Below are 15,847 nucleotides of genomic sequence, written 5' to 3'. Positions count from 1 at the left end.
AAAGCACCATCCCACCTAAAATGGATGATGCTTCACAAATTATCCCCTGGCGGATTCTAGAATCCGATAGTTCGACGTGCAGAACGGTCATGGCGAATAGTGAACTTCACGGTCTCTTCTTGATCCACCGCTACATTGACAGGCAGCAAAATATTGTTTTGTTTCTTTTCCCATTCATGAGATGATTCATCGACCGTCCAGAGACGTCCGGGCACTTGCTGACGAATCAAAGCCTCGATCGGTTCGCCTTTTGTATTGACGATTTTATACTGGTATTCCGTGTATTCATAGCCGCCTTCTTTGTACTTGCCACTTTCCTTGCTTTCCACTTTAATATCGCATGCCTCACCGGATTTCAGCCGGACCTTTTTATTCACTTCCGTATGCTTAATCCGATCTTCTCCAATAAACTCCGCACTTCCATCCACCGGATTCGTACGGTACATTTTGAAAGTCCCTTCAGGCAATGGAAAGCCGAGACCGTTCTCCTCTGTATTCTCAAATTCGATATAGATGTCGGGGTTGGACGATTGGTTATTCACTTCATAAATCGTTTGCGCCTTTGAACCTGTAGACGAGAGCAGGCGCAACAATTTCTGCTGGCGGTTTTCCAATGTGATGGGTGTCGGGAATGTATAGGTATGAAAATCCGAAAAAGAGTCACTCTGTTTGCCTCCGCCTTTTGGGGACAGCTCTTGATTTCCCGTCTTTTGGTTTTCATTCCCCGCCTTGTTCAGCGTACCGGAAATCAAACGTAAATTCGCGTCCTTATAGGCAACACCCGAAACATTTGTCATCGTCAGCCAAGCCGACAAGTCAAACTTATCCCCATGCAAGGAGATGACATAGTCTGCTTCCCATTTGACGCCGTCCGTCAAGTAAGACACACACACTTCACTTTCCCGTTTTTCAGCAACTTTCCAAACGAGCGTCGGTTTGGCATGCAACCCATCAGGATTTTCCGGAAACCGGATTTCCCCGCGTGGATCCAGCACAATCTCTCCTGTTTCCACATCTTGCAGAACAAGAGGATTTCCCGGACGCAGCAGCGTATAAAGACGGCCATCCCGATCCAGGCTACCGTATACTTTCACTTCACGGCCGACATATTTTTCGAGCAAGCTTTGTTGATCAAGCAAATCAAAAGAATACTCGAGCTCCGACACATCCATCCCTTCAATTATGATGGAGTCGGCCTCAATACGCCTTGCCACCTCTGTGAAATGAACCATGTCGTCTTCACTGATTTCAGGAACTTTCCGTGTATCTTTGACTAGCGCAAAACCATCATTATAAACAGTTAGCGAGCAAGCAGTAGCATTCGCTGTCGTAATGGGTGTTGGCATCCTATGACCTCCAATTTCCTCACAATTTTTCACTTCATAGTATTAACCCCAACGCCGATTTGAGTCCCACTACCGCTATTCCCTTTTTTCAAAAAACAAAGCGCATTTTTTCCATTTTTGTAGCTGGCCTTGTTTATTAACATTCAATGCCTGAAAATCTTCACTGTTGTTACGGATGAATTGCTAAATAACCGTAATTAAAGCATCTTGATTTAACCTGCCTACAATAGATGGATAGCTCCTACCGGGTGAAATAAATCCACTTCAAACAAGCGTACATGCCTCCTGCCCCCGCGCCGTAACCTCGCGACTTCCAAGCACAAATACAGCACCCGGGCATAAACCGCTCACACCCGCGCATAACACCACCGCATTCGAGCATAAAACTCTCGCACCCGCGCATAACCAACTGCAACCCGCAAAAACGCCTTTCACCCAATGACTCCTCAATTCCTCCCCGCACAAAAAGCCACCCGAAACCGGATGGCCTTCTCTTCTATTACACTTCCACCTGATATTCCTTCAATTGATCACGCAAAGCCGCTTTCAAGAACTTCCCGACGGAGGTCTTCGGAATTTCATTTAAGAAAACGACATCGTCCGGAACCCACCATTTTGCGAATTGTCCTTCCATGTAGGAGAGGAGTTCTTTCTTTTTCTCCTCGTCTGCGGTCCGTCCTTCTTTCAGCACGACGCAGGCGAGGGGCCGTTCTTGCCATTTCTCATGCGGCACGGCGATGACGGCCGCTTCGAATACGTCTTCGTGGGTCATCAAGGCATTTTCCAAGTCTACAGAGGAAATCCATTCGCCGCCGCTCTTGATCAAATCTTTCGTTCTGTCGGTCAGCTTCAAGTAGCCGAATTCTGTCATGACGGCGATGTCCCCCGTATACAGCCAGCCATCCTTAAACGCTTCTTCGGTTCGCTCGTCTTTATAATATTCGCTCGCAATCCACGGTCCGCGGACTGTCAGCTCGCCCATTGTCTTGCCGTCCCATGGTACTTCCCCGTTTTCATTGACGACCCGGACTTCGAGCCCCGGCATGATGAGTCCTTGTAAGGCCCTGATGTCGATTTTCTCGTCCATCGTAAGGTCTTCCATGCCGGATGTGAAGACGGATAAGCTGACGAGCGGCGACGTTTCGGTCATGCCGTATCCGACGATGAAAGGCACGCCATACCGCTCTTCAAACGCACGGATCAATCCTTTTGGCGACGCCGAACCGCCACAGACGATTGCGCGCAAGGAGGATAGGTCTCTCGGGTTTTCGTCCTGTTCCTTCAACACCGCTAACCAAATGGTTGGTACGCCGGCTGTGATCGTCACCTTTTCCTGTTCAATCAAATCGAGCAGCAGCTGCGGAGTGAATCCAGGTCCCGGCAACACTTGTGTCGATCCGAAGAAGACAGCGGCGAACGGCATTCCCCATGCATTCACATGGAACATTGGCACGACCGGCATGATGACATCGTTTTCCCTCATACCCATCGCGTCGGCAAGCCCCAGTGCATAGCTGTGAAGCACAATGCCACGGTGTGTGTACACGACGCCTTTTGGATTGCCTGTTGTCGCGGAAGTATAGCACATGCCCGCAGGTGTGTTTTCATCGAGGTCTTCCGGGTAATCGTATTGATCGGAAGCTTCCTCGAGTAGGGCTTCGTAGGAATGGACATTCTCAAGCGACGTTTCCGGTACGTCTTTGCTGTCCCCCATGATAATGTAATGCTTAACCGTTTTTAGCAATGGTGCCAGTTGCGCTAGATGTGGAAATAGATTGTCATCGACGAGGAGAATTTCATCCTCGGCATGATTAATGACATAGGCGATATGTTCCGGCGCCAGCCGGATATTCACCATATGCAGGATCGCCCCAGTGCTCGGCACGCCAAAATAGGCTTCGAGGTGTCGATGATGGTTCCAGCCGAACGTCCCCACTTTCGTTCCTCTTGTCATCCCTAGTTTTTCGAGTGCATTGGATAATTTCCTTGTACGCTTTGCAAAATCCCGATACGGAATCCGGTGAATTGTATCCGGTCCTGTGCGTGAAATGATCAGCTTGTCCGGAAAAAACTGCTCCGCCCTTTTAATAAATGACGATAGTAATAATGGTGTTTGCATCATGTGAAACGCTCCCCTTTTCCATTCCATATTTTTTGATGCTTGTACAACCTGATCCTGGCCGGGCACAGTACACCCCACAGTACGTTATGTGCCCAGCGCTCTCTGTATTCATTTCAAGCCGAGATTTTTGGCGATGATCATCTTCATAATTTCATTCGTCCCCGCGTAGATGGAGGCGACCGGGATATCTCGGAATCTGCGTGCAATTTTATATTCTTCCATATAGCCGTATCCGCCGTGCAACTGCATGCATTCTGTCGCAATGTCTCGCGCCGTCTCGGTAATCCAATACTTTGCCATCGATACTTTCGTGACGACATCCTTGCCAGCCATATGATCTTCGATGAGCGATTCAAGGAACGCTTTTCCCAGTTCAATTTTCGTCGCCACCTCGGCGAGTTTGAACTGCGTATTTTGGAAAGAGCCTATCGATTGGCCAAATGCCTGCCGTGACTTTACGTAGTTGAGCGTCATTTCCAACATATCTTCCGAAGCGGTCTGCGCAGCAATCGCCACAATAAGGCGTTCCTGTTGCAGTTTTTCCATTAAATACGTAAAGCCTTTCCCTTCTGCTCCGATCAAATTGCCGGCCGGAACCCGGCAGTCCTCAAAGTAAAGCTCTGCTGTGTCCTGCGAGTGCATGCCGACTTTATCCAACTTCCGCCCCTTTGAGAAACCGGGCATCCCTTCCTCGATCATAAGCAAACTGATACCACGGTGTTTCGGCTGGGCTTGCGGATCAGTTTTCACAACGACAAGAAAAAGGTTGCCGTTAATGCCATTTGTAATAAAGGTCTTCTGCCCATTTACTACAAAATGTTCCCCATCCCGAATTGCCGTCGTTCGAATATTCGCCAGGTCCGAGCCAGTTCCCGGCTCTGTCATGGCGACCCCCGTGATATAGTCGCCGCTAATACAGCCCGGAAGCCACCGTTGCTTTTGCTCTTCGGTACCGTATGCTTCTATATAAGGGACTACAATATCATTATGCAGACCGACACCCGTCAGACCCGCTCCCACCCGCTCCATTTCTTCGCCGATGATGACGCCATAGCTGAAATCAAGACCGAGTCCGCCATAAGCTTCCTCTACTTGCGGACAGAGGAACCCCATTTCGCCGAGCTTCTTCCAAAAGGCGGTCGGTATAAGCCGATTCCTTTCCCATTCCTCAAAATGAGGAACCGCCTCCTTTGCAAGAAATTTACGGAGCGTCTCCCGAAACATCACATGTTCATTCGTCTCGAAACGGTATCTTGCCATTCCCATCCCCCTCACTTCGCCTGCATTCGAATTGCGCCATCTAACCGAATCACTTCTCCATTCAATAACGGGTTACTTAATATGCTTTCAACAAGCATCGCATATTCCGCAGGGCGGCCGAGCCGTTTTGGAAACAGCGTCAGCTCCTCAAGTGATTTGCGCGCAGGTTCGGGCAATCCTGCAAATAAAGGCGTTTCAACGAGTCCTGGCGCGATCGTCATGACTCGGATGCCGCTTGCCGCCAGCTCCCTCGCAATCGGCAATGTCATGGAAACGACGCCCCCTTTGGATGCACTATAGGCCGCCTGCCCAATTTGCCCCTCAAAAGCCGCAACGGAAGCCGTGTTAATGATGACGCCACGCTCACCGTGCTCATTTGGTTCATTGGATTGCATCGCAGCAGCTGCGACACGCAGCACATTGAACGTACCGATGAGATTGACTTGAATCACTTTTTCAAAACGGTCCAATGCCATCGGGCCGCCTTTTGAAACGACCTTCCCCGGCGTTGCGATACCCGCACAGTTTACGGCTGCATTGATCGCCCCGAACGCTTTGACTGCTTCCGCAACATTTGCTTCCACCTCATGGGGACTTGCCACATCCGTTTTTCTGAATAAAACCCGGTCTTCCCCGAGCTCCTGAACGAGTTTTTGTCCCAACTCTTCATTCACATCAAAAATGACCGCTTTTCCGCCACCTTCCACAATTCGACGGACTGTCGCCTCACCCAGCCCCGAGGCGCCGCCCGTAACAACGGCACATATCGACTTCATATCCATGTTTAACTCCCCCTTATCCCAACCGTTCGATAATCGTCGCGTTCGCCATGCCCATCCCTTCACAAATTGCGAGTAGCCCATACCTTCCGCCCGTCCGCTTTAATTCATTCATCATGGAGATGAGCAATTTAGTTCCCGTTGCGCCAAGTGGATGGCCTAATGCAATGGCGCCGCCGTTCGGATTCAATTTGTCCGGATCAGCTCCGGTCTCGATCAACCAGGCAAGCGGAACGGGGGCAAACGCTTCATTCACCTCATACGTATCCATATCATCAATCGACAATCCGGCTTTCTCCAACACTTTTCGAGTCGCTTCGATTGGACCAGTCAGCATCAACGTCGGATCCGAGCCGACAACAGATCTTGCTATAATTCGAGCAAGCGGCTTCACGCCAAGTTCTTCCGCTTTCTCCTTCGACATGAGCAATACGGCTGAAGCGCCATCACTCATTTGGCTGGCATTCCCTGCCGTGATGACTCCCTGCTCATCGAATACGGTTTTCAATCCGGCAAGCGATTCCATCGTCGAGTCAGGTCGTGGCCCTTCATCTTGGAGAAGGAGAGCCTTCGAACCATCTTCCTGCTCCACTTCCACAGGGACGATCTCAGCAGAATACTTCCCTTCCATGATGGCATCCAATGCTTTTTGATGGCTCTCTAGTGCATAAGCGTCCAGTACTTCACGGGATAATCCCCATTTTTTCGCAATCCGCTCAGCTGAAAGCCCTTGGTTGATAATTTCATGTTTGCTTGTCAGCATCGCACTCGGCTTCGCTTCCCCTATATTTGAAAACATCGGGACCCGCGTCATGCTTTCCACTCCACCAGCAATGACGATATCCATATCTCCAGACGCAATTGCCTGAGATGCGAAATGAACAGCTTGCTGACTCGAACCACATTGCCGGTCAATGGTCACACCGGGCACATGGATCGGAAAATCCGCAATTAGCGCAGCCGTCCTCGCGATATTTCCCCCTTGTTCGCCAGATTGCGTCACACATCCTAAAATGACGTCATCGACAAGCCCTTTGTCGATACCTGCCCGATACACCAATTCATCGAGCACTTTGGCTGCCAGTTCATCCGGACGGTAGTGTGAAAAACCGCCTTTTCTTCGGCCGACAGCTGTGCGCACCCCTTCTACAATGACTACTTCACGCATGCTCATCCCCCATTTCTCTGAATTAAACAACTTTTCATATAGTTTAAGTTTACATGAAAGGGCTTTCTTTTGCCAATCTGACCTAGAACGAATCGGTCTCAAGTCGTAGGCGCAAATCCGTTTCACGCCCGTATGGATCTCTTTCGAATCAGAGTACGATATGAATATAACGAAGGGAGGAACAACAACATGAAGAAATTTGGTCTCGCGTTACTTGGCATTACGGCAGCGATCGTTGTCCTCGCAAATGTAGGATCGCTAATCGGACTTGCCGTCTCGGCCGCTATTGCATTCGCCGGTGTCCATTATTATAGGAAGACTGATTCAACATTCCTGAAGCTATTTTGGGGATTCGTCCTTGTCATTGGTTTATTGACAGCAATCTCCAATATTCCGGCTTTTATTGCCATCATTGCAATGCTTGCCGTGTACTGGGTATGGCGCCAATGGGATGGTAAGAAAAAAGACGACATTATCACACAGAGCGACGATCCATTCGTCAACTTTGAACGTCAATGGAACGAAATTACAAAATAAGGAGGAACTACAGATGAACTCATTATGGAACCGATTCAAATACACAGTCCAAGCCGATTTGCACACATTGCTCGATAAAAAGGAAAACAAAAACCCGATTGCGATGTTGAACCAATACATTCGCGAAGCGGAAAAGCAAACCGACTCCGTCGGAAAATTGCTGGAGCGTCAAGCAAAGTTGAAAGAAGAGCTGGAAAAAGAACTGGCAGCAGCGGAAGCAATGGCTGAAAAGCGGCGCGGGCAGCTTGAACTTGCTAACGCGACAGGCGAAGAAGACCTGGTTGCCTTTGCCGAGCAAGAAGTCGGCTCCTACGAAAAACGGGCAGCCGAGCTTTCCGGCAGCGTAACGGAAGCTGCCTACGAATTGATGTCTTTAGAACGGAAATTTGAAGAAATGAAACATAAAGTGAAGGATATGAAAGTCCGCCAGCTTCAACTGATGGGCAAGGAAAATGTCACACGCGCTCATCGCCGTATGGACCAGATCATTTCGCCAGAAAACAAAGACATGTCCAATATGGATGAAATGAAAGCGTACATTGATAACCTCGGCGGTAAAATTCAGAAGGACTACGAATCATCGTCCATGGAGCGCAGGCTCGAATTACTCGAGAAAAATGCTCCAAAACGCGAGGAAATTGTGTAAACTATAGAAGATGAGGAAGGATGACCCTTAATGGGGTCATCCTGTTCCGATTCAGTGTCTTTCTGCTAGGAATTACGGAGAAATTTCCACGAAATTCCTAGCATCTAACGCAGACCGCCGTTTTTCAATTGGCCGTTATCAACCCGTCCTTGCCCATAAGGACCATCCGACAACAAGAAGGGGGCATCACAATTGAGAGCATTCGATACAAATAAGATGACATTTTGGATTGCCGCTTTTGGTCTTCTCGTATTTGTGGAGGCCGCTTTTCTCGGAAACGGAAATATCATCTTCCTCCTTCTTGGAGCCGGATTGCTTTATTTCGGTGTGAAGAAGCGTTCCAAGTGGATCTCTTTCACCGGCATCTTCTTTGTCGTATTGGCACTTCTTAATTTATGGAGTTTACGCCTGCTCATTTTCGCTAGCCTAGCATATATTCTCTATAAGTTATGGAAGGGTGTTCCCGCCGAAACAATTATGCGGCCATTGAAAGAGCTGCAGAACGTAACGCCTAACGGCATTTGGAAGAATAAATTATTTTCAGTGCAAACCTCACCCTTCTCATCATATGAATGGGAAGATGTCCATATCCAAGGTTTCTTTGGCGATATTAATGTGGATGTAACAGACACTGTTCTGCCGAAGAGGACGTCATTCATCGCCATTAGACAAGGACTTGGCCGGGTAAAGGTCGAGTTGCCTTATGAAATACCGGTCCGCATCCATTACACGACACTTTTTGGGGAAGCACGAATTTTGGACATTAGCCCGAAACGGATGATTAACGAAACGCTGCATTTCCAGGATGGATATGAAATGGAACGCGTCGATGCGGCTGAACTGATCATTTCCGTCACGACTTGGATTGGTGATATCGAGGTGATACGCAAATGACAGCTTTTATCGGACGCAGTTTGTATCTTATCCTGCTGTTCATTACCATCACGGTCGCCTATTTTTATCTATTCCTCGGCTTACCTTTAAAGGATGGCTGGCGAATTTTTGTGGAAGCGACCTATTCAGAAGTGCCCCTCGGCATATGGATTTTGGCAAGCTGTATATTGCTCAGCGGTTATCTTTCCTTTTGGATGGGCTCCATTGCCAGAGCCAAAGAGAAGGCAATTGAAAAGCGGTTGCGAACTGTCGTGGACAGCGAAGACATCGTCAAAGCAAAAAAACGGTTCTCCCCGCGGATCGACCGGACGCTCGAGGATATTTCCAACGTCCTCGTAACGCAGCGGAAAAGCTTACAACGCATCACAGATGAACGGGCAGAAGCGCAAGATAAACTGATTCAAGAGCGGATTGTCCAGGAACGACAGCGATTGGCTCGCGAGCTTCATGATTCCGTTTCACAGCAACTATTTGCCGCCTCCATGCTACTCTCTGCGATTACGGAGCAAGGAGACCCAGAAGACCCAAAGCAGAAGCCGCTTCTGCAAGTCGAACGGATGGTGCAGCAGGCTCAACTGGAAATGCGGGCCCTTCTGCTTCACTTGCGCCCAGCGGCATTAAACAATAAATCATTGAAAGAAGGATTAGAGGATTTATTGCTGGAATTAAAAGAGAAAGTCACCTTCGATATCCGTTTTCGCCTGGAGGAAGTTTCCCTTTCCAAAGGGGCGGAAGACCATCTGTTCCGAATCGCCCAAGAAACGCTGTCCAATACGCTCCGGCATGCCCAGGCGACAGAAGTGGATGTGCTTTTCGTCCAGCGGGATGGCCTCGTCATCTTCCGGGTGCAGGACAATGGCGTCGGCTTCAAGGAGAACGAAGATGGAAAAGGCGGCTCCTACGGACTGCAAAATGTGAAGGAGCGTGCCATCGAAGTTGGGGGCACGTGTAAAATCGTATCGGTCCCTTCCCAAGGTACGATCGTTGAAGTGAAACTGCCAGCTCGGAAAGGAGAAGAACTGAATGATACGGATTCTATTAGCGGATGACCACGAAATGGTGCGCATCGGCGTTTCTGCGTATTTACAGACGCAACCCGACATGGAAGTCGTCGGAGAAGCGGCAAATGGCCGGGAAGCCGCCGAAAAAGCATTGGAATTACGTCCGGATATTATCTTAATGGACATGGTCATGCCCGAAATGAATGGCGCCGAAGCTACAGCTGCTATCATCAAGCAATGGCCGGAAGCGAAAATAGTAATCGTCACGAGCTTTTTAGATGATGATAAAGTCTACCCTGCCCTGGAGGCCGGCGCCATCAGCTACATATTGAAGACATCCAACGCCAAACGGATCGCCGAAGCCATCCGCGACACGTTAAAAGGCCAAACCGTTCTGGAGCCAGAAGTGACAACAAAAATGATGCAAAAAATGCGCTCAGGAAACGAAAGACGGCTGCATGACGAGCTGACAGAGCGTGAAATGGAGATCCTGCTTCTTCTCGCGCAAGGCAAAACGAATCAGGACATTGCCGATGAACTGTTCATCGCTTTGAAAACCGTGAAAACCCATGTCAGCAACCTGCTCTCCAAACTGGAAGTGCAAGACCGGACCCAGGCGGTCATTTACGCATTCAAACATGAACTTGTAAAATAAAAGAACCTGCACTCACGCCTCGCTTGGCATGAGTGCAGGTTTTTCGTTTATGGTCGATACGGAGGATTTTCCGGATCTTCCCCGCGATTTGGATCAAAAGGATATTCTTCACCTGGATCCGTCGTATTAAAACCGTCCGGATTGGTTTGATTGAACTGAGTCGGATCGGCAGGATTGATCGGATTCGTTCTATCAGCATCCGCTGGGTCGGATAATGGAAGTTCATCCGATCCGGTGATGCCATGATTCGGTTCAAAATCCTGCGCATTCGGATAGTCATGAGAGCCGTGATTGCGCGCCATGCGACTGCGGCTTTGTTGCGCTGTTTCATCCACCGCTTGTTGTGCACGGTCGACGTTTTGCTTTGCCTGGCTCTTCATCTCACGTTTCTCCTGCTCCCACTTCTCTTTGGAAACATCGGCTTGTTGCAGGCTTGTTTCCATTTTCGATAAATAACGAGAGGCATGTTCTCTTCCTCCTAGGCCAAACGCGAGACCGAATGCCAAGGCAACACCGCCCAAAATGAGGATGAACGCTGCATTAATAATGGCTGGCGCAATGCCCAATTGGCTGAGTGCCATAAAGAACGCGAAAGCCAGAATAGCATACTTTGCGACATAACGTAGGACATGAGGTGTACCTGCCTTTGTCGTCATAATGCTGCCGACGAATTTCTCAGCAAGATTCGCAAGCCAAAAGCCGACTGCCAAAATAACAAGTGCGGCGATAACCATCGGCAAGTAAGCAAAAATGCCAGTCGCCAGTGTCACCATGAATTTCAACTTCAGAATTTGCAATGCTTCAACTACAAACAGCAGAATGACAACGATTTGGACAATTGTTCCGATAATTCGAGAGAGAGACGGAACGGTCGTGCCCGTCGTCCGGACGCCCATCTTGCCAAAGAGTGAATTGATGCCGAGGTTGTCCAATAGGGCGACGACAACGCCTTTAACCCATTTGGCCAGCATAATTCCGACAAGTACAAGGAACACGGCGACCGCGATTTTCGGAATCATTGTTAAAATATCATTCAACATCGCAATAGCCGGTTGAGAGATTCCTTCCAGATCAAGCACTTCCAGCGCAGAGATCGTCACTGGAATCATAATGAGAATAAACACGATGGTTCCAATTACACCCGAAACACTTGTCCCTTTTACATAAGAAGACAGGTTCAGTTTGTGTGCGGCTCTGTCAATACCGACAGACTCAAGCAACTTTGTCACAAGCGTGCGGACAATTTTGGCTACGACCCATCCGACTAGGAATATAAGTGTAGCTCCGACTAGCTTCGGCAGGAAGTTCATAATGCTCGTCAGCATGCCCTCAAATGGTCCACTAATACCGCTTAATCCAAGTGCATGTAGCACCGCCGGGATAAACATGAGCAGGATGAGATAGAAGGCAATATTGGCAGCCGTCTCTACCCATTTGGTCTTGTTGACATCTTCCGGTGAACCGCCTGCTTTACTCACATACTTGTTCAAATTCAGCTTTGTCCCTGCAGCCAGGATGACTTTCTTGACGACTAGTGCAAGAACCCATGCCAATAACAGGATCAAACCTGCTTTCAAAATGCTTAAAATCGCGCCACCAATTCCTGAATACATCGTCATGAACGGAGTAGCAATCATGGATGCATTCATAATATTGAAGAACAGAAGGAAGGCGAGCAGCAAAATGATGAAAAAGATGACCTTGCTAATGATCTTTTCCATGTTCCACTTGGAATCCTTGACATCTAGCCTCTCGTTCAGACGGGACTTCTTCATTCGCTTATAAACTGCGTTTTCTACCGCTTTTGCAATGAAAAAGCCAACAAGAAGTACAATGAGTCCCATCATTAATTCAGGAAGCCATCTCATCATGCTAGTAAAATAAAAATCCCTGTACATATCATTCAATCGATTGTCCTCCATTCCTTTGAATAATCTACTTGGACTATTCCTATAAATGGAGACGACTAAACCTATTTAACTTGGAAACTGGAAGCTAGTAATAGGGAATTTGTTTTCCTGACTTGTTTTATACAAAAAGAAACCAAATATTGGTTTTCAGTGGAATAAATTTGAGGGTTCTCATATAATATAATTACATGACTAAAAATATCTTTCAATTCAGTGAACTGACCATATAATGAACGTTGAGGAAGGAGGGTACGAGGTGAGTAAATATAAAAAACGTACTGTTTACATTTCGATTGTTACACTTGTTTTCTTTTTAACATTATCACTTACAATGAAACACTGGGGATTCTTTTTATGGAGTTTACTGCCTGTCTTTATCGTTATGATGACTGCGTTTACCACTTCCGAGAGGAAAAGTAGTGAGGAATGAAAAATTAAGACGAGGTAGAAAATGAGCCAATTTAAACGTATACTTATCGCATCACTTTTAGCCATGCTATTCGTTTCAATCTTGATTAGTGTAACAAACAATCGAATCGTAACTTTTTTAGGCACGTTCTTCATTATTTTATTCTCAGTACTCATCACAGGTTCGGTGACGAAAAGGAAAATAAAGAGGAACTGAAAAATGCCCGGCAGCAGAATCTGCGTACCGGACAACAGTGAAAATTATTATTTTGTGAATCGGCTTAATGCATCGATACTTCCCGTGTGTACGCCTTCATGCCACACGAGAAATTCAACCGTATCTTTGACCGTTTCCATGGAAAGTGCACCAATCGTCATCGGTTTTGCCAATGCAACGTCCATTTTCCCCTCCAGGACAGCACGAATTCTGCCAGGCTGTTCCTTCAATGCAAGGAGCAGTTCCTCATGGCTGGGCGGATTCCCGCTCCACTCGCCCGGCCGTGTTCCGGTGCCGAAAAAAGCACCCCATTCCGGATGGTGAGCTGTATATTCGGGGCAGACTAAATTGATGAAATACTCCATGGTCGAATAGATATGCCCTGCATTCCAACGAATGGTATTGTTGAATCCTTCCGGCTGCTCGTCCCATGTTGCTGCTTCCGCTCGCTCCAAACGCCCCAACGTATAGTTGCGGGCAAATTCAAATTGTGACAGTGTGCTCATTTCCCCTCATCTCCCTTCCTCTTTATTTTAATCGAATCCACCAAAAAACGGCAATCCCTATTGAGGATGCCGTTCATGCGTTTTGGTCAGCTGGTTTCTTTTTATGTTCATTCCATTTTTCATGGGCTTTATGATTAAATTCTCGATTGTATTCTTCCTGATCTCCATAGGGAAAGCTTTCCCCTGGCTTTAGTACATGGTAATTTGGGTTTCCGCCTTTTTTATTTTCACTGTAAGCGGAGGGACTGTTTTTACCGGTTTTATCTTCAGCATTTTTTCGGAATTCCTTTGTCCAGTTGGAGTCGGCCGGATCAGATAATGGCAGTTCATCGTAGGTTATAGGTTTTTTTCCATGATATAAAATCTTTGGTTCGATATCTTTTTTATTTGGGTACGTACCATCTTTGATTGTCATTACGGATTCCTCCTTTTCCCCTCAAGCAGTAGTTTTCTTCTTTTCCCTCTTTCGACTTCCGCTAAACCCTTTTTCTGAAACTTGTTGCTTTTTTTTACGTCTGAATTCATAAAGACTGCGAGGTGTTTTATGAAAAAAGGATTTGGCATTCTGTTTCCGTTGTTGAGCATGTTCCTTTTGCTTTGGATCGAGCAAGGCATCGGGATGACTTATATTTGGAAAACCGCCGCAAAAGTCATGTTGTTTTTGCTCATCCCACTCATCCTTTTCCGTGCGGCCCGTTTTCCTTTTTTGCGCTTGCGCCAAACCGATCGTACGAGCATTAAGAGAGCAATCTTCGCCGGCCTTGCAGTAATGGGATCCATCATCGGAGCTTTCCTATTGCTTCGCACCTACATTGATCTGAATGCATTAAAAATGGACCTTGCGGATTCGGGTATTACACCGTTAGTCTTCCCTGCCATCGCCCTTTATATCCTCCTCGGAAATTCCCTGCTGGAGGAGTTCTTTTTCCGCGGACTGCTGCCGGATCTATTTGGACAATCCAAACTGCGCCTGCTGCTGCCGCCATTTTTCTTTGCGATCTATCATGTCGCCATTTTTTTGCCTTGGTTTACTGCGCCCATCCTGCTACTCGCCATTGCCGGACTTTGGACTGGCGGGTTTATTTTTCAGCTTGCCAATGAAAAATCCGGCACAATCCTGCCCTCATGGATCATACATATGAGTGCGGATTTGGGCATCCTATTGATTGGCGTCTACCTGTTGTATTTTTATTGATCCACCTCAACGCCTAATTCCTTGCGCAGCTTTTCGACGCCTTCTGGATCGCCAATCGCAATGAGCGTGTCGTTATGGCGGAAGACTTCCTCAAAATCAGGATTGCTAATCAGTTTGCTGTTACGCATGATGGCGACGAGGGTAATGCCAAACGTTTTGCGGATATTGACTTGCTCCACGGTTTTTCCGATGAGAGGAGAGCCCTCTTCCAAGATGACTTCCTCTACCATCAGTTCCTTTTTTTCCGAGCGAATCAAGTCGTTAATGTAATCCGTCCCTTTCGGCTTGATGACCGACATGGCGAGCTCCCGTCCACCAATTACGGTCGGATTGATAACCCGTGAGGCACCCGCCCGTTTCAACACCTCTTCGGAATCCTCACGCTCCGACCGTGCGGCAATTTCCAGATCCTCGTTAAGGCTCTTTGCCGTCAGTGTAATAAAAACATTATCCGCATCGTTCGGAAGAGCTGCAATCAGTGCACGCGCTTTATCCACTCGCGCCTTCACGAGCATCTCCTTGTCGGTCGGATCACCGATCAACCGTAACGTACCCTGCTCCACAACAGCCAACAGCGCATCCTCATCATCACAAATATATAAAACGGGGACATCCCGCTCCTCTTCCTTCAATTGCCGGTATACTTGCTGGGCGACACGGCCGAAGCCGCACACGATAATATGTCCATCCAACTTGCTGATTTCCTGTTGCATTCTCCGATTCCACACTTTCTTCGATAATTGATTTTCAATTAAAAAGGAAAAGCCGACTCCCAGTGCATAGGTGATAATTCCGACTCCCAACGGAATAAGAAGCAGGGCAAACCAACGACCCTCCTGCGTGGTCGGATATATATCGCCATAGCCAATCGTCATAATGGAAACAATGGTCATCCAAAAAGCATTGAATGGCGAGATATCCTCAATGTAGACAAAGCCTACCGTTGAAATGATCAGAAGCATGGCAGTCATTCCAATAATAATGAACAATCTTCGATAACGAAGTTGTATATCAAGCCAACGTTTCAGCATATGGCGCCTCCTGGACAAAATCAATAGTAGATATGTATTCCCTGTAAGCAAGAAGCCGCAAACCTTTTGATACAACAGTTTGAACACTAAATTAGGGAGATGAACGCCAATACTTCGAAGCGAACGCCAGATAATCTAAACGAACGCCATTAACTTCAGATGAACGCCAATA

The 15,847-nt window shown here is 47.6% G+C and carries 16 protein-coding genes; 7 read left to right on the top strand and 9 right to left on the bottom strand.

Features of this window, described 5'->3' with window-relative positions; translation table 11 throughout:
* Positions 1 to 56: 56 nt before the first annotated feature.
* The 5 genes from ACSW3C_RS15040 to ACSW3C_RS15020 form a co-directional block, all read right to left on the bottom strand.
* Complete coding sequence (locus ACSW3C_RS15040; RefSeq protein ID WP_486563615.1) at positions 57 to 1,346, bottom strand: DUF4139 domain-containing protein; 1,290 nt, start codon at positions 1,344 to 1,346, stop codon at positions 57 to 59.
* Positions 1,347 to 1,845: 499 nt separating this feature from the next.
* Entirely contained in the window at positions 1,846 to 3,468 is a 1,623-nt protein-coding gene (locus tag ACSW3C_RS15035) for a long-chain fatty acid--CoA ligase (RefSeq protein ID WP_486563614.1), read from the bottom strand.
* Between the two features lie 108 nt (positions 3,469 to 3,576).
* Positions 3,577 to 4,728 (bottom strand): acyl-CoA dehydrogenase family protein, encoded by a 1,152-nt coding sequence (locus ACSW3C_RS15030; protein WP_486563613.1) that lies wholly within the window; start codon positions 4,726 to 4,728, stop codon positions 3,577 to 3,579.
* 11 nt (positions 4,729 to 4,739) lie between these two features.
* On the bottom strand, positions 4,740 to 5,510 hold the full coding sequence (locus tag ACSW3C_RS15025; protein ID WP_486563612.1) for a 3-hydroxyacyl-CoA dehydrogenase: 771 nt from the start codon (positions 5,508 to 5,510) through the stop codon (positions 4,740 to 4,742).
* A gap of 13 nt (positions 5,511 to 5,523) precedes the next feature.
* On the bottom strand, positions 5,524 to 6,675 hold the full coding sequence (locus ACSW3C_RS15020) for a thiolase family protein (RefSeq protein ID WP_486563611.1): 1,152 nt from the start codon (positions 6,673 to 6,675) through the stop codon (positions 5,524 to 5,526).
* A gap of 189 nt (positions 6,676 to 6,864) precedes the next feature.
* Here ACSW3C_RS15020 and ACSW3C_RS15015 point away from each other — a divergent pair, with 189 nt between their 5' ends.
* The 5 genes from ACSW3C_RS15015 to ACSW3C_RS14995 all read left to right on the top strand — a co-directional run bounded on the left by ACSW3C_RS15015 (position 6,865) and on the right by ACSW3C_RS14995 (position 10,408).
* A complete protein-coding gene (locus ACSW3C_RS15015; protein ID WP_238079102.1) occupies positions 6,865 to 7,212 on the top strand; it encodes a lmo0954 family membrane protein in 348 nt (115 codons plus the stop codon).
* Positions 7,213 to 7,225: 13 nt separating this feature from the next.
* On the top strand, positions 7,226 to 7,858 hold the full coding sequence (locus tag ACSW3C_RS15010) for a PspA/IM30 family protein (protein ID WP_486563610.1): 633 nt from the start codon (positions 7,226 to 7,228) through the stop codon (positions 7,856 to 7,858).
* Positions 7,859 to 8,050: 192 nt separating this feature from the next.
* Complete coding sequence (liaF, locus tag ACSW3C_RS15005) at positions 8,051 to 8,752, top strand: cell wall-active antibiotics response protein LiaF (protein WP_238079104.1); 702 nt, start codon at positions 8,051 to 8,053, stop codon at positions 8,750 to 8,752.
* Entirely contained in the window at positions 8,749 to 9,801 is a 1,053-nt protein-coding gene (locus ACSW3C_RS15000; protein ID WP_486563609.1) for a sensor histidine kinase, read from the top strand. Before liaF ends, ACSW3C_RS15000 begins: the two co-directional genes overlap by 4 nt.
* The gene (locus ACSW3C_RS14995) at positions 9,776 to 10,408 is read left to right on the top strand and encodes a response regulator (protein WP_238079106.1); all 633 of its coding nucleotides are present in this window, start codon (positions 9,776 to 9,778) and stop codon (positions 10,406 to 10,408) included. The genes ACSW3C_RS15000 and ACSW3C_RS14995 overlap by 26 nt, the downstream gene beginning before the upstream one ends.
* Before the next feature lie 47 nt (positions 10,409 to 10,455).
* Here the strand turns inward: ACSW3C_RS14995 and ACSW3C_RS14990 are convergent, their stop codons facing one another.
* Positions 10,456 to 12,306 (bottom strand): mechanosensitive ion channel, encoded by a 1,851-nt coding sequence (locus ACSW3C_RS14990; protein WP_486563662.1) that lies wholly within the window; start codon positions 12,304 to 12,306, stop codon positions 10,456 to 10,458.
* Positions 12,307 to 12,574: 268 nt separating this feature from the next.
* Here ACSW3C_RS14990 and ACSW3C_RS14985 point away from each other — a divergent pair, with 268 nt between their 5' ends.
* Complete coding sequence (locus ACSW3C_RS14985; protein WP_238079107.1) at positions 12,575 to 12,748, top strand: hypothetical protein; 174 nt, start codon at positions 12,575 to 12,577, stop codon at positions 12,746 to 12,748.
* Positions 12,749 to 12,990: 242 nt separating this feature from the next.
* Here ACSW3C_RS14985 and ACSW3C_RS14980 read toward each other — a convergent pair whose 3' ends face one another.
* Positions 12,991 to 13,449, bottom strand: coding sequence for a DinB family protein (locus ACSW3C_RS14980; RefSeq protein ID WP_486563608.1), 459 nt, complete (start codon positions 13,447 to 13,449; stop codon positions 12,991 to 12,993).
* Positions 13,450 to 13,522: 73 nt separating this feature from the next.
* Positions 13,523 to 13,864, bottom strand: coding sequence for a hypothetical protein (locus tag ACSW3C_RS14975; protein ID WP_486563607.1), 342 nt, complete (start codon positions 13,862 to 13,864; stop codon positions 13,523 to 13,525).
* A gap of 129 nt (positions 13,865 to 13,993) precedes the next feature.
* On the opposite strand from ACSW3C_RS14975, the gene ACSW3C_RS14970 reads away from it, so the two are divergent.
* Positions 13,994 to 14,644 (top strand): CPBP family intramembrane glutamic endopeptidase, encoded by a 651-nt coding sequence (locus ACSW3C_RS14970; RefSeq protein WP_486563606.1) that lies wholly within the window; start codon positions 13,994 to 13,996, stop codon positions 14,642 to 14,644.
* On the opposite strand, the gene ACSW3C_RS14965 is transcribed toward ACSW3C_RS14970, so the two are convergent.
* On the bottom strand, positions 14,638 to 15,675 hold the full coding sequence (locus ACSW3C_RS14965; protein ID WP_486563605.1) for a potassium channel family protein: 1,038 nt from the start codon (positions 15,673 to 15,675) through the stop codon (positions 14,638 to 14,640). The two genes, ACSW3C_RS14970 and ACSW3C_RS14965, sit on opposite strands and share 7 nt — an antisense overlap.
* Positions 15,676 to 15,847 lie beyond the last annotated feature (172 nt).

The sequence above is a fragment of the Sporosarcina sp. AD_1 genome, from assembly GCF_057373025.1.
The sequence above is the reverse complement of the archived record's forward strand: the minus strand, read 5'-3'. Positions and strand labels throughout refer to the sequence as shown.

Coding starts and splice junctions, on each gene's coding strand:
- ACSW3C_RS15010 (WP_486563610.1), top strand. CDS start 7,226: ATGAACTCATTATGGAACCGATTCAAATACACAGTCCAAGCCGATTTG.
- ACSW3C_RS15025 (WP_486563612.1), bottom strand. CDS start 5,510: ATGGATATGAAGTCGATATGTGCCGTTGTTACGGGCGGCGCCTCGGGG.
- ACSW3C_RS14975 (WP_486563607.1), bottom strand. CDS start 13,864: ATGACAATCAAAGATGGTACGTACCCAAATAAAAAAGATATCGAACCA.
- ACSW3C_RS14980 (WP_486563608.1), bottom strand. CDS start 13,449: ATGAGCACACTGTCACAATTTGAATTTGCCCGCAACTATACGTTGGGG.
- ACSW3C_RS15030 (WP_486563613.1), bottom strand. CDS start 4,728: ATGGCAAGATACCGTTTCGAGACGAATGAACATGTGATGTTTCGGGAG.
- ACSW3C_RS15000 (WP_486563609.1), top strand. CDS start 8,749: ATGACAGCTTTTATCGGACGCAGTTTGTATCTTATCCTGCTGTTCATT.
- ACSW3C_RS14990 (WP_486563662.1), bottom strand. CDS start 12,306: ATGTACAGGGATTTTTATTTTACTAGCATGATGAGATGGCTTCCTGAA.
- ACSW3C_RS15040 (WP_486563615.1), bottom strand. CDS start 1,346: ATGCCAACACCCATTACGACAGCGAATGCTACTGCTTGCTCGCTAACT.
- ACSW3C_RS15015 (WP_238079102.1), top strand. CDS start 6,865: ATGAAGAAATTTGGTCTCGCGTTACTTGGCATTACGGCAGCGATCGTT.
- ACSW3C_RS14995 (WP_238079106.1), top strand. CDS start 9,776: ATGATACGGATTCTATTAGCGGATGACCACGAAATGGTGCGCATCGGC.
- ACSW3C_RS14965 (WP_486563605.1), bottom strand. CDS start 15,675: ATGCTGAAACGTTGGCTTGATATACAACTTCGTTATCGAAGATTGTTC.
- ACSW3C_RS15035 (WP_486563614.1), bottom strand. CDS start 3,468: ATGATGCAAACACCATTATTACTATCGTCATTTATTAAAAGGGCGGAG.
- ACSW3C_RS15020 (WP_486563611.1), bottom strand. CDS start 6,675: ATGCGTGAAGTAGTCATTGTAGAAGGGGTGCGCACAGCTGTCGGCCGA.
- ACSW3C_RS14970 (WP_486563606.1), top strand. CDS start 13,994: ATGAAAAAAGGATTTGGCATTCTGTTTCCGTTGTTGAGCATGTTCCTT.